The sequence below is a fragment of the Halomonas sp. SH5A2 genome, from assembly GCF_014263395.1.
Lineage (GTDB): Bacteria > Pseudomonadota > Gammaproteobacteria > Pseudomonadales > Halomonadaceae > Vreelandella.
Map to the genome: position 1 here is coordinate 2,257,889 of NZ_CP058321.1, position 13,524 is coordinate 2,271,412.

11 protein-coding genes are annotated in these 13,524 nt (G+C 58.2%); 7 read left to right on the plus strand and 4 right to left on the minus strand.

The annotated features are described in order from the left end of the window. Nucleotide 1 precedes the first annotated feature (1 nt). Both cbiB and cobT read right to left on the minus strand, forming a co-directional pair. On the minus strand, nucleotides 2-1,003 hold the full coding sequence (cbiB, locus tag HXW73_RS10570; RefSeq protein WP_186253077.1) for an adenosylcobinamide-phosphate synthase CbiB: 1,002 nt from the start codon (nucleotides 1,001-1,003) through the stop codon (nucleotides 2-4). Continuing rightward, nucleotides 1,000-2,064 carry a nicotinate-nucleotide--dimethylbenzimidazole phosphoribosyltransferase gene (gene cobT, locus HXW73_RS10575; protein ID WP_186253078.1) on the minus strand — a complete coding sequence of 355 codons (1,065 nt, stop codon included), beginning with the start codon at nucleotides 2,062-2,064 and terminating at the stop codon, nucleotides 1,000-1,002. The genes cbiB and cobT overlap by 4 nt, the downstream gene beginning before the upstream one ends. 270 nt (nucleotides 2,065-2,334) lie before the next feature. Between cobT and edd the strand changes: the two genes are divergently transcribed. From edd to HXW73_RS10595, 4 genes are read left to right on the plus strand one after another with little or no spacing between them, the layout of a single operon-like run. Continuing rightward, nucleotides 2,335-4,224, plus strand: a complete 1,890-nt coding sequence (gene edd, locus HXW73_RS10580; RefSeq protein WP_186253079.1) for a phosphogluconate dehydratase — start codon at nucleotides 2,335-2,337, stop codon at nucleotides 4,222-4,224. After that, a complete protein-coding gene (gene glk, locus HXW73_RS10585) occupies nucleotides 4,224-5,189 on the plus strand; it encodes a glucokinase (protein WP_186253080.1) in 966 nt (321 codons plus the stop codon). The genes edd and glk overlap by 1 nt, the downstream gene beginning before the upstream one ends. Before the next feature lie 22 nt (nucleotides 5,190-5,211). Continuing rightward, complete coding sequence (locus tag HXW73_RS10590) at nucleotides 5,212-6,081, plus strand: aldo/keto reductase (RefSeq protein WP_186253081.1); 870 nt, start codon at nucleotides 5,212-5,214, stop codon at nucleotides 6,079-6,081. A gap of 42 nt (nucleotides 6,082-6,123) precedes the next feature. Next, nucleotides 6,124-7,086 carry a carbohydrate kinase family protein gene (locus HXW73_RS10595; RefSeq protein ID WP_186253082.1) on the plus strand — a complete coding sequence of 321 codons (963 nt, stop codon included), beginning with the start codon at nucleotides 6,124-6,126 and terminating at the stop codon, nucleotides 7,084-7,086. A gap of 62 nt (nucleotides 7,087-7,148) precedes the next feature. Here HXW73_RS10595 and xylB read toward each other — a convergent pair whose 3' ends face one another. After that, nucleotides 7,149-8,666 (minus strand): xylulokinase, encoded by a 1,518-nt coding sequence (xylB, locus tag HXW73_RS10600; RefSeq protein ID WP_222104999.1) that lies wholly within the window; start codon nucleotides 8,664-8,666, stop codon nucleotides 7,149-7,151. Nucleotides 8,667-8,669: 3 nt separating this feature from the next. Further along, nucleotides 8,670-9,752, minus strand: a complete 1,083-nt coding sequence (locus tag HXW73_RS10605; protein WP_186253083.1) for an ABC transporter ATP-binding protein — start codon at nucleotides 9,750-9,752, stop codon at nucleotides 8,670-8,672. Between the two features lie 464 nt (nucleotides 9,753-10,216). On the opposite strand from HXW73_RS10605, the gene HXW73_RS10610 reads away from it, so the two are divergent. The 3 genes from HXW73_RS10610 (at nucleotide 10,217) to HXW73_RS10620 (ending at nucleotide 13,385) form a co-directional block, all read left to right on the plus strand. Then, entirely contained in the window at nucleotides 10,217-11,578 is a 1,362-nt protein-coding gene (locus HXW73_RS10610; protein WP_186253084.1) for an ABC transporter substrate-binding protein, read from the plus strand. Between the two features lie 74 nt (nucleotides 11,579-11,652). Next, nucleotides 11,653-12,546 (plus strand): carbohydrate ABC transporter permease, encoded by an 894-nt coding sequence (locus HXW73_RS10615; RefSeq protein WP_186253085.1) that lies wholly within the window; start codon nucleotides 11,653-11,655, stop codon nucleotides 12,544-12,546. Next, the gene (locus tag HXW73_RS10620) at nucleotides 12,543-13,385 is read left to right on the plus strand and encodes a carbohydrate ABC transporter permease (protein WP_186253086.1); all 843 of its coding nucleotides are present in this window, start codon (nucleotides 12,543-12,545) and stop codon (nucleotides 13,383-13,385) included. The genes HXW73_RS10615 and HXW73_RS10620 overlap by 4 nt, the downstream gene beginning before the upstream one ends. Nucleotides 13,386-13,524: the final 139 nt, after the last annotated feature.

Below are 13,524 nucleotides of genomic sequence, written 5' to 3' on the forward strand. Positions count from 1 at the left end.
CTCAACCCCACAATAAACTCCACCCAACGATCAAGACAGCTGACAGCACCATAAATAGCACCCAGCCGCCGTGCATCAAGCGAATCGTTGCGTCGATATGGGCAACCCGCAGCGCCTCCAGCGGCTCGCCCAGTGTCGCACGGTGCGATGCCTCACCGTGATAAAAATTAGTGCCGCCCAGCTGTACACCGAGCAAACGTGCCACCATGGCTTCCGGCCAACCGGCGTTGGGGCTGGGGTGGCGCGGCGCTTCGCGACAGGTATCACGTAATGCGCCCCGCCAGCGCAACTGTAAAATACCCGAAACGCGTAACAGCAGCCCCGCAAACCACAGACACAAGGCCGTCAAGCGTGCCGGCAGCCAGTTGGCCACATCATCCAGCTTGGCCGAGGCGTAGCCAAAATCGTTATAGCGCGCGTTGCGGTAACCGACCATTGAATCCAGTGTATTCACCGCCTTGTACGCAAGCGCCAGGGGGGCACCGCCGATCAGGGCAAAAAACAGCGGTGCGGTAATGCCATCGACGGTATTTTCCGCCACGGTTTCCACCGCCCCGCGGGTGATCTCGGCTTCATCCAGGCCCTGGGTATCGCGCCCCACAATCATGCCCAGCGCTTGCCGGGCTGCAGGCAAATCGCCTTTGGCAAGCGGAACAGCAATAGCGCGCCCTGCTTCGGCCAACCCTTTAATCGCAAGCGTGGTGGCTAACAGCCATATCTCGGCGGCAACCCCAAGCCATGGGTGCAGCGCGGTTAACAGTGCCAGCACCAGCCACGAAACGCTAAAGGTCCCCAGCACGATAACGGCAGTGAGTAAAAACCCCAACCGCCATCGACGCTTGGCAGTGCCCTGGTTCCAGCGTTTTTCCAGCGCACTGATGCCACGGCCGATCACCACCACCGGGTGTGGCAGCGAACGCGGATCGCCGACGATCAGGTCAATCACAATCGCCACGGTCACCCAAACCAGAATGGCTGGCAAATAATCGCTGAACGGCATCATTGGGTGCTTTTATCGCTAACACCCGCATCGGCGAAGGTGGCCATCTCGTTGAGCATCCCGGCGGCCGCCTGGAGCAGCGGGAATGCCAGCGCCGCGCCACTGCCTTCACCCAGCCGCATGCCAAGCGCCAGCAGCGGTTGGGCATCGAGTGCTTCCAGAGCCGTGGCATGGCCGGGCTCTTCTGAACGATGGCCAAACACCAGATACCCCCGCACCGCCGGGCATAGGCGACACGCCACAAGCGCTGCCACCGTGGCGATAAAGCCATCGACAATAGCGGGCAACCGATGCGCCGCTGCGCCTAGATAAGCGCCGACCATGCCAGCGATTTCCAGTCCGCCGACTTTCGCAAGCACGTCTAAAGGATCATCGGGGTCGGCCTGGCGTGCCTGAATGGCGCGCTCGATAACCGCCACCTTATGCGCTTGCTGAGCACTATCGATACCGGTGCCAGTACCCACCACCTGGGCCACTGGTGTGCCGGTCAATACCGCCAGCATGGCGCTACTGGCGGTGGTATTGGCAATACCCATTTCGCCGACGATGAGACACTTAGCGCCTGACTGCCGAGCCCGCTCCACCGCTGCAGTGCCTACTTCAATCGCTGCCAGGGCTTCCGCACAATGCATGGCGTTGTCGAGTGCCATATTCGCCGTACCATGACGCACCTTGGCGTGGGTCACGCCAGGCATGGTTAATGTAGACGCAACGCCCACATCCACGATCTCGACATCGGCGCCAATCTGCCGGGCAAATACATTGATGGCAGCGCCTCCGCTTGCGAAGTTGGCCACCATCTGGGCGGTCACCGCCTGGGGAAACGCCGACACGCCTTCTGCCGCCACGCCATGGTCGGCGGCAAACACCAGCACGCTAGGAGGCGTTACCCTGGGCATGAGCTCACCGGTAATGCGGCTTAGCTGAATCGCAAGCATCTCTAGCTGGCCAAGGCTGCCCGGCGGCTTGGTGAGCGTATCAAGATAAGCGCGAGTACGTTCACCTGCGCAAGCGTCTACCGGCGCGATACGCTCGATAATCGACGGGGCAACATCAGGGGGCATGGTGGCTCCAAAGCGTTCAACATAAAGGAAGGGGGAATGGTAGCAAATGCAGGCCTGCTATACTTACGGTTTACGCCTGGCAAACGGGCAACGGCCACGATGGTCATCAATCATGCTTTAGCCCCGATTGTTCAGAGCGATAGTTGTCATCCATTAGGGTAATAAAACTACAAATAGTGATTTTATTGCCGTAAAGTCTCTCGTATCGCCGCCAAAAAATGTAAAATAACTACAGGTTTGACTCACCGTCTCTACCATGCAGAGGTTTTTATGCCGAGCTCAACACACGCCCCTTTAAATCCCACCGTTGCCGAGGTCACCCAGCGCATTCGTGACCGTTCCGCCGAGCGTCGCGAGCTCTACGAGAGTCGCATGGCCGACCAGCACAAACGCGGCGTGCATCGCGGCGAGCTCTCCTGCGGTAACCTGGCCCACGGCTTTGCTGCCTGCAACCCGCAGGACAAAGACTCCCTCAAGCTGATGAACAGCGCCAACTTGGGGATCATTTCGGCCTACAACGACATGCTGTCGGCCCACCAGCCGTTTGAAACTTTCCCGGCCACTATCAAAGCCGCTGCCAGCGCGATGGGATCAACCGCCCAGTTTGCCGGCGGCGTACCGGCCATGTGCGATGGCGTGACCCAGGGCCAGCCGGGGATGGAGCTGTCGCTGTTTTCCCGCGATGTGATTGCCATGGCCGCCGCCGTCGGACTTTCCCATAACATGTTTGACGCTGCGCTCTACCTGGGCGTGTGCGACAAGATTATCCCTGGGCTGTTTATCAGCGCTGCACGCTTCGGCCACCTACCTGCGATGTTTGTGCCAGCTGGCCCCATGCCCAGCGGCCTGCCCAACAAGGAAAAGGCCCGTATTCGTCAGCTGTATGCCGAGGGCAAGGTGGGCCGCGATGCGCTGCTGGAGGCGGAATCCGAGTCATACCACAGCCCGGGTACCTGCACCTTCTACGGTACGGCCAACTCCAACCAGTTGATGATGGAAGTGATGGGCCTGCACCTGCCGGGCACCTCCTTCGTCAACCCTGGCACCGAGATGCGCGAAGCCTTGACCCGCTACGCCACCGAGCAGGCGATTCGCAACACCGAGCCTGGCGGTGACTATCGCCCGTTCTACAAGCAGATCGACGAGCGCGCCATCGTCAATGCCGTCGTTGGGCTTCTCGCCTCAGGCGGTTCGACCAACCACACGCTGCACCTGATTGCGATGGCCGCCGCTGCGGGCATTACCCTTAACTGGGATGACTTCACCGATCTTTCCGCGATAACACCCAGCCTGATGAAGGTGTACCCCAATGGCCAGGCGGACATCAACCACTTCCAGGCAGCAGGCGGCATGAGCTACCTGTTCCGCGAGCTGCTGGGCGCTGGTCTGCTCCACGGTGACATTCCCACCGTCTTCGGCACCGACCTGACCGCCTACACCCAGGAGCCCTTCCTGGAAGACGGTAAAGTCGTCTGGCACGAAGGTCCTGAAAAAAGTCTCGACGAAGAGGTTATACGCCCGGTTTCATCTCCCTTCGCGCCCACCGGCGGCCTGACGGTAATGAAAGGCAACCTGGGCCGCGGTGTGATCAAAGTCTCCGCGGTGGCCGAGGAGCATCGCATTGTCGAAGCCCCGGTGAAGATTTTCGAAGACCAGAACGAGATGAAAGCGGCCTTCGAGTCCGGCGACCTGGACCGCGACGTGATCGTTGTCGTGCGCTTCCAGGGCCCCAAAGCCAACGGCATGCCGGAACTGCACAAGCTGACGCCGTTCCTGGGCGTGCTTCAGGACCGCGGCTATAAAGTGGCGCTGGTGACTGACGGCCGCATGTCGGGCGCATCAGGCAAGGTGCCCGCCTCTATCCACATGAGCCCCGAAGCGCTGGATGGTGGCCCGCTGGCGAAACTCCGCGATGGCGACATCGTGCGCCTGGATGCCAATGCAGGCACCCTGGAAGCCAAAGTCGCGCCTGCCACCTGGGCAGATCGCGAGATTACGGTTGCCAACCTCGACCACTACCACGTCGGCCTGGGCCGTGAGCTGTTTTCAGGCTTCCGCCATCTGGCCATGCGCGGCGAGGAAGGCGCGGGTGTGTTTGGCGGCTTCGAAGCCGACGACCTCGCCCGCCAGCAAGGCCAGATCTTCGAAGAGGACGCCTGATGCGACCCGCCTTAATCGGCGATATCGGCGGGACCAATGCTCGCCTGGCGCTGGTGACGCCAGGCGACATTACCCCGCACGATATTATCAATCTCCCTTGCGCGGACTACCCAGGCGTTATTGAGGCGATTCAGGACTATCTGACCCGTGTAGGGGCGACCGATGACAACGCCCCTCGCGAGGCCTGCCTGGCGTTTGCCTGCCCGGTTCATGCCGAGCGGGTGAACATGACCAATAACCACTGGGACTTCATGAAAAGCGATGTTCGCGACATGCTGAACCTCTCGCTGTTCAAAATCATCAACGACTTTACCGCTCAGGCGCTGGGCGTGCCCCACGTGACCGCCGATGACCTCGTCGAGGTTCAGGCTGGTGACGGCCAGGCACACTCCACCCGCCTGGTGATTGGCCCTGGCACGGGGCTTGGCGTGGCCGGTGTTTTCCCCGGCCAGCACGCCTGGATACCGCTGCCGACCGAGGGCGGCCACGTCACCTTTGCGCCCACCGACGCCACTGAGCGCGCGCTGCTCGACGTGTTTCTACAGCGCCACCAACGTGTTAGCGTCGAGCGCATTCTGTGCGGCCAGGGATTACTCGAGCTTTATCAGGCCCACTGCGCGCTCGATGACCAGGCGCCGCGCTGCACCTCCCCTGCAGAGGTGACCCAGGCGGCCAACGAAGGCGACCCCATCGCCACTGCCACGCTGTTGCGGTTTCTGAAAATCCTCGGCGATGTGTGCGGTGATGCCACGCTGACCATGGGCGCCAGAGGTGGCGTTTACCTATGCGGCGGGATCTTGCCACGCCTGCTTGACTGGCTGCCGAAAAGCCAGCTGCGCGACAGCTTCGTTAACAAGGGCCGTATGGGCGCCTATAACGCCGACATCCCCGTTTGGGTGGTAACCCATCCGTGGACGGGGCTGCTGGGTGCCGCTGAGGCTCTGCACAACGAAGAAGTGTTTTAAGCCAACCAACAGGAACCTTTCTATGCCCGTGCCAACCTTCGACGTGCCCTTTGTCCTTGGCATGATGCGTCTCCATGAAACCGCCGAGATGCACCAGCCAAACCACTTGGCCGACTGGATAGAGGCGCGCCTAGAGCAGGGCCTGCATTGGTTTGATCACGCCGACATCTACGGCAACGGTGCCGGTGAGACGCTGTTTGGTCAGGCGCTGCGTGCGCGCCCCGCGCTTGCCAATCGGCTTAGCGTGGTGACGAAAGCCAGTATCGCCAACGATAACCCGTCCCCGGGCTCGGGCAAGGTGAAGCACTATAACGCCAGCCCGGCATACCTGAACCGGGCGATCGACGACGCGCTGAACCGCTTGAGTGTCGAGCGGATCGATCACTTTCTGATTCACCGCCCCGACCTGTTAATGGACGCCGAAGCAACCGGTCGCGCTCTGGACGAGGCCATCGAAGCAGGCAAAATTGGCGCGGCAGGCGTTTCCAACCACCTGGCCAGCCAGTGGCGCAGGTTGCAAAACGCCATGCACCACCCTTTGCGCGCCAATCAAATCGAGCTATCCATTGCCCACAGCGCGCCGCTGTTTGACGGCAGCTTCGACGACCTGTGTGCCGATAGCCATGCACCGATGGCCTGGTCACCGTTGGCAGGCGGTAGGCTGATGCAGGGCGAGATAGCCCATACACTCAAGCGACTGGCGAACGAACACGACAGCACCCCGGGTGCCATGGCACTTGCCTGGCTGCGCAGCCTGCCTAACCGCCCTGCCCCCGTGGTGGGTAGCGTGAAGCCTGAACGTATTACCGACATGCTGAAAGGCCCGGAGTCGCTCCCCAGGGAAGCCTGGTATGCGCTACTCGAAGCCGCCCGGGGCCATTGCGTTGCGTAGTTCAAGTCTCCCCATCTGACCAATAATGACAAGGAACCGATAATGACGCCGATAATTGCATTTGGTGAAGCTCTGGTGGATATGCTTTCCAGCCGCCTGGGCAACGACAATGCGGGTACCGAAACCTTCACGCCCTACGCAGGCGGCGCCCCCGCCAATGTGGCGGTTGCCTGCGCACGGCTCGGCGTGCCCAGCCAGTTTCTGGGCATGGTCGGCGACGATACCTTCGGACATTTTTTAATCCGCGAAATGCAACACCACGGTGTTGATACACAAGGTGTGATACTCACCCAAGAAGCACGTACGGCACTGGCGTTTGTTTCCCGGGATAGTCAGGGCGAGCGCACCTTCGACTTCTACCGTCCGCCGGCCGCCGACCTGCTCTACCGTCTTGAACACCTTCCCCAGGGCATTTTCGAGAACCCTGCAATTCTTCATTTCTGCAGTAATAGCCTCACCGACCCGGAAATCGCCGACGTGACCCTGGCCATGGCGTCCATGGCGAAACGCACAGGCTGCCTGATTAGCGTTGATGCCAACCTGCGCCACAACCTCTGGCCAGAAGGCGAAGCGGATATGGGATTGGTGACGCAACTGTTGGATAGCGCCGAGCTGGTCAAGGTATCGCTCGACGAACTTGATTATCTGCGCGGTGACCACCCGCAAGAGGCCTGGATAGCAGAACGCCTTGCCGCGGGTGTGAAAGTCATGCTGGTGACCGACGGCCCCAATAGCGTGGCGCTCAAGGGCGCGGGTCTCGATCAGACCATCGCGCCCCCCAAGGTTGACGCCGTGGACACCACCGCCGGTGGGGACGCGTTTATCGGCGGGCTGCTGGCCGAGCTGTCACAGCATGGCATCGAGGAAGGCTGGCACCAGGATATTGACTTCCTCACCCGTGCGGTGGACCTTGCCTGCCGCTGCGGCGCTCACGCCGTGACGCGCCCCGGGGCTTATTCAGCGCTGCCCACCCACGCCGATATCGAAGCGTTGCGCGCCGGTTGAGCGGCAAAGACGTTATATAAAACGCCACCCGTTCGGGTGGCGCTTTGTTTTATAACGGTCAGTTAATGATCGAACTCAGGTGCTACAGCGCGGTATAGACGCTTATAACGCTCGAAGTTGCTGGCATGTTGGCGGTTGGCCGGGTTGGGCTCAAAGACGCTTTCGATAGTGGGCGGCTGGCAAACCGCGTCAGGCGCCTCGCCCGTGACCGCCATGCGGGCCAAGCGTGCCGCGCCAAAGGCGGGGCCTGACTCGCTGTCCTGATAGCGCACAATGGGGCGCTCCAGTATATCGGCCAGCAGCTGCAGCCAGTAATCACTTCGGCTACCCCCGCCAATAACCGCCAGGCGCTGAATCGGCGTACCGGCCTGCTCGATCACATCTCGCGCTTCCCGCAGTGAAAACCCCACGCCTTCCAACACGGCCTGAATCACTTCACCAACGCCACTCGCCGGGTGTAAACCAAACAGCACGCCGCGGGCATCCGGGTTGTTATGAGGGGTTCGTTCGCCGTTCAAGTAAGGCAGGAAAAGCAGCGATGAAGTCCCCGTCTCGCGCTCAGCAGCGGCCAATGCATCGTCAATGGAGACGTTCATCAACGCTGCTGCCCAGGCAAGTACGCTTGCCCCATTGAGCATGGCGGCCATCTGAAACCATCGCCCAGGCAGCGCATGAGCAAAAGCGTGCAAGGCATTTTGTGGTGCAGGACGGTATCCGGTCGTCGCCACAAACAACTGGCTGGAGGTGCCAAGGGTAAAAAACGCATCACCCTCATTAATGGCGCCAATCCCCAAAGCCCCTGCTGCAATATCACCTGCACCCGCGGCGATAGAGACGCTGTTGGCAATACCCCAGCGCGCGGCCACCTCGGGCAATAGTCGCGCCTCGGCGGTGTTGCCCTCCGCCAGGCGGGGCAGCTGACGCGCCTGAATACCGCATGCGGCCAGCACCGCTTGGCTCCACTCACGGTGAGCCTGATCCAGCAGTTGGGTACCGGCAGCATCACACATGTCGGTAATCCGCTTACCACTCATGCACCAACGCACATAATCCTTGGGCAAAAGGAAGTGACGGGCACTGGCCAGCGTTTCCGGCTCGTGCTCGGCAAGCCATAACAGTTTCGCCGCCCAGAACGCCGGCATCGGTTCAACACTGGTAATTTTCGCCAGCGACGGAAGCTGCGCTTCAAGCTTCGCGCACTGTTCACTGGCGCGGCTGTCGTTCCACAGAATGGCTGGGCGTAGGGTGTCTCCATCTGCATTCTGTACCACCAATCCATGCATTTGCCCTGACAGCCCAATACCCGCCACGTTGGACATCGCCTCGGGGTCCGACTCCCTTAGCTGGGCCACGACTGACTCAACGGCTTGCCACCAAAGATGAGGCGGCTGTTCTGCCCAGCCCGGGTGCGGATGCTCTACGCTGTAGGCGTGACTGGCACTGGCAAGGCAGTGCTGGTCTTGGTTAACCAGCACTCCCTTTACCGCTGACGTGCCAATATCCAGGCCTAGATAGACCGCTGCTTTCATTGTTTTTGAAACCGCTCTTGAAACCGTCTCTGACACCGTTTCTGACGCCATACATCAAGCCGCCTGCGTAGAGGCATGCCACGCGATACGCTCGCCACTTTCTTCGTCGAACAAGTGGTTTTTATCCAGATTGAAGGCCAACTGGATGGTGTCGCCGGGTTTGATGGCGTGACGCTCACGAAAGACAATTGTGATGTGTTGATCGCCCAGCTTTGCCACCACATGGATTTCGGCACCGGTAGGCTCTACCGTGACGACGTCGACAGGAACCCCTTCCTCGGTCAGGGTAATGTCCTCAGGGCGAATACCGTAGACGGCCTCGCCCGAAGATTTTGAAATATCAATATCCCCCAGCGGCAAGTGCCCGCCGCCACGCACATTGAACTGCCCTTCTTCGGCGATCTGACCACGGATCAAGTTCATCCCCGGCGACCCAATGAAGCTGGCCACGAACAGGTTCGCCGGATGGTCGTATAACTCCAGCGGCGTGCCCATTTGCTGCACATAGCCTTGGTGCAACACCACAATCCGGTCGGCCATGGTCATGGCTTCGATCTGGTCATGGGTCACATAGACGATAGTGGTCTCAAGCCGCTGATGCAGCTCTTTAATCTCGGTACGCATGGAAACCCGCAGCTTGGCATCCAGGTTCGACAGCGGCTCATCAAACAGGAACACTTGCGGGTCGCGCACAATCGCCCGCCCCATCGCGACCCGCTGGCGCTGCCCGCCGGAAAGCTCGCGAGGGAAGCGCTTAAGTAGCGGCTCCAAGTTGAGAATGGCTGCCGCCGCGTTTACTTTCTCGTTTATCACGTTTTTCGCAACGCCCGAAAGTTTCAAAGAAAACGCCATGTTGTCCGCCACCGTCATATGCGGGTAGAGGGCATAACTTTGAAATACCATCGCGATATCGCGTGCTTTGGGCGGCATGTCGTTGACCACCTTACCGCCGATTTTGACATTACCGTCGCTGATCGACTCTAGCCCGGCGATCATCCTCAACAGCGTTGACTTCCCGCAGCCCGAGGGGCCCACCAGAATAACGAATTCGCCATCATTGATTTCCATATCAATGCCGTGAATAACGCTGTCTTCACCGAAGCGTTTTTGAACATTTTCAAGCGTAATGTTAGCCATCGTTGTTATATCCTTCTTTGGTCTAATAAGCGTATTAAAGTGGCAAAAAGCGACACAAACTCACTTTTTAACGTTAGACATTAGTCCAGGGTAACGCCCATTCAACGATAAAACAGGGCACTAATTTCATCGTTTTCCCGCACTTAATCGGCGACCCCAAAATAAAGCCAACCTACTGTTTTTGAATGGATTTAAGGCCATTTAAACAGGCGCATACCGATGCACCAACAGGCCTGCTCGATCATCTTTCATCGGCCACCTAGAGTTACTAATTACGCTAGGTGACACGATTCTGCAAATCCTCTATCTTGGACCTCGGCCGGTAGATCGGCCCTACTACATAAGGTGCGACATTATCGTTTGGACGTTAAGCAGCCAAATACTAGCGATTCACGCTAGTGGCGACGAAACTTTACCTTCAAGCATAAAACGCACAACAACAAAGAGCGTTGGGAGATCCACACATGAAAACAACACGCTTACTCACCGCTACCGGGTTGGGGCTTGCAATGGCCTCCGGCAGCACCATCGCGATGGCTGAAGACGTCACCCTCCATTGGGCACTTCACCCGGGTGAAGAAGCCGATGCGGTTATCAATTACTTCGCCCCCGAGTACGAACGTCAGACCGGCGTCAAGGTGGTTGGTGAAATCTTACCCCCCGATCAATTGCGCGACCGCATGTCCATAGAAGCGATTGGCGGCACCGGGCGCTGGGATATGGGCTATCACAGCCCGGGCTGGTTCGGCAGCTTCAAAGACCATGTGGTTGATTTGTCGCCCTACATCGAAAAGTATGATTTTAATGTCGACGCCTACCCGGAAAGGATTCGCGAATCACACATGGAAAACAGCGCACGGCCGGGTGAAATCATTGCCCTACCCACTACGCCTGCCGCTCCGATGCTGATCGTCCGCGAAGACTTTTTCTCTCACCCGGATGAGCAGGCTGCCTTTGAAGAAGAATACGGGCGGGCACTGGAAGTACCGAGCACCTGGCAAGAACTTTACGAAGTGGGCGAGTTTTTCACGCGTGAAGCGGGTGAAACAGTGGCCGGTGAAACCCTGGAAGAGGACCTTTACGGCTGGACAGATGCACTCGGTGCGGGTAGCGGCTTGGCACGCAGCTTTATCGTCATGCTCTACTCAACAGGCCTTGAAGGCTGGGATGAAAATTACCAACCGGATTTAGACCACCCCATTCTGGTTGATGCCGCTAACCTGTTTGTCGACCTCGCCAATGACGTGGCGCCCCGCGCTGCCCGTAACTGGGATTTTCTTGAAGGGCTAAGCTATTTCCGTGATGGCCGTCTAGCCATGGCCACCATGTGGCCTCAGGGGCTTTCCACGGTTGAAGATCCTCAAGGCGAAGCCGCCGGTAACGTGGGCTATCAACCGCTCCCCGCCTTTGAAGGCAATCTGAAGGATTACCCCCAGGGCGTCCCCTTCCTCGGCGGTGGCGGGGTGTTCGTCATGGATACTGAAAATTCCGAAGAAGCGTTCAAGTTTCTGAAGTGGATGCTGCAGGATAACGAAATCGAATGGGGTAAACGCACCAAGCAATTTTCACGCGTCGCCCACTTCAATAGCGAAGAACTTCGCGACTTAGAGCCCCATTACGACGACTTCCTGCCTGCTTATGAGCAAACCCTTGAGCATGTCTTCGTCCGTCAGGGTATTCCTGAGTACGGCACCGTTATGTGGCAAGGTACCGTCGATTTCGCCACGGACGTTCTCAGCGGTGACCTGACCCCTGAACAGGCCCAGGATCGCTGGGTGGATAATATGACCCGCACTTTCCAGCGTGCCGGCTACCTAGAACGCTAACTATGTTGATGGCGGCCAAGCCAGTAGCTTAGCCGCCATCGCTTTTGATTTCGCGCTCTGGCGAGGTGTGCGCTATGCAAAATAATTTTTTAAATCGCTACACGCGTGGCTGGTATTTTGTACTGCCCGGCTTGATCGCCATGCTGCTGATAGTGGCATTTCCACTGGGCATTGCGGCGCGGTTTAGCTTACATGATGTGCTTCTATACGATTTTGATAACCAGTGGTTTGTGGGTATTGATAACTACATTCGTGCCTGGTCAGACCCGCTGTTTATCAACTCCGTCAAGGTGACGGCGCTATTTACCCTGGCCAATACGCTGGGCTGTTTGCTGGTCGGCTTGCTTGTAGCCTTTATGCTGAGCGGTAAACGCATTCGCTTTAAAGCTGGCTGGATGGCGCTTTTTCTGCTGCCGTTCGTCATGACCCCGGTCATTGTGGGGATTACCTGGCGGCTTTTCATGTGGGAACCCGATTTTGGCGTGATTAACCAGATCCTGGGCTTTTTTGGCATGACGGGACCTTACTGGTTAACCGATAGCTCAACGGCCCTGTTTGCCACGGCGCTGACCAATGCCTGGCACTTGACACCCATGGCGATTCTGGTGCTCTACGCCGCCTTGACGACGATTCCCGATGATATGTATGAAGCCGCCAAGGTCGACGGTGCGGGAGCGTTCCAGACCCTCTGGTATGTGGTGCTTCCAATGATTCGCGCCCACATCCTGTTTGTTTCCATCATCATCATGACCAGTGCTTTCCGTGAATTTGACATGGTGTACACCATGACCGGCGGGGGCCCGGGCCGTTCGACAACGGTAATGAGCATCCTGGCCTACAACCGTGGCATCGCCAACCAGGATATGGGCATGGCCAACACCATTGCCTTCACCATGTTCATGATCATGGCGGTCGTGGCCTGGTTGTACATCAAGGTTTACAAGGTCAATAAGGAGGCCAGCGCATGAACGATCGTAGCAAAGCGAATGTAAAGCTCGCTGGCCAGTATTTTGGGTTAACGGTTTGGCTGATTATTTCACTGCTGCCGCCGGTTATTCTGCTCGCGGCAGCTTTCAATGAAACTGCCATGTTCCGATCACCGCTGGCACTGTTAACGCTACGGGATTTTACCCTGGAGAACTTCAACGTCGCCTTTAATACCGGGGATTTCTGGTTCTATTTCCGCAATAGTGTGATTATCGCCGTGGCGTCGGTGATTATTTCCGTTGCTGTCTGCGTACCCATGGCGTATGGGCTGAACAAGCTACGGCCTAGAATACGTGGTGCCCTGTCGTTTGCTGTCCTGGCGATGCGCTTTTTGCCACACGTGGTGCTGGCCTTGCCGCTGTTCCTGATTTTTGTCGATCTTGGGTTATCCGGCTCGCGCACAGGGCTGCTGTTTGCCCATTTGGCGATTCATATTCCCTTCGCCGTGTGGATGATGGTGGGCTTTTTCGAAAACGTGCCCAAAGAGATGGAAGAAGCCGCTATCGTTGATGGCTGCGGCCCCTGGAAGCTCTTCTGGAGCATTTCGCTCCCCGTGGTTCGCCCAGGCTTGAATGCGCTCGCCATTCTGATTTTTATCATGTCCTGGAACGAGTACCTGTTTGCGCTCTTCCTGGCAGGCAGCGACGCTCAACCGCTGACAGTGGGTATTACCCGCTTTATGGGCGGCGTTGAAGCAGGCGCGCAGTACGGCGTCATTGCCGCGTACGCCAGCTTGATCGTACTGCCGGTGATTATTTTTGCGCTGCTCGCCAACCGCTACATCGTGACGGGTATGACCGCCGGAGCGGTTAAAGGGTAACGTTTTAATCACGGCTTGCTAGCCATTATCGCCTACCTCTGCTTCAAAAAGAGGTGGGCTTTTTTGTTTGGATTAAGGGTCATCCAGCGCCCAAAGGGTCTCATAGAGCGGCTTGTTTAAATGTCAGACATTTACTAGA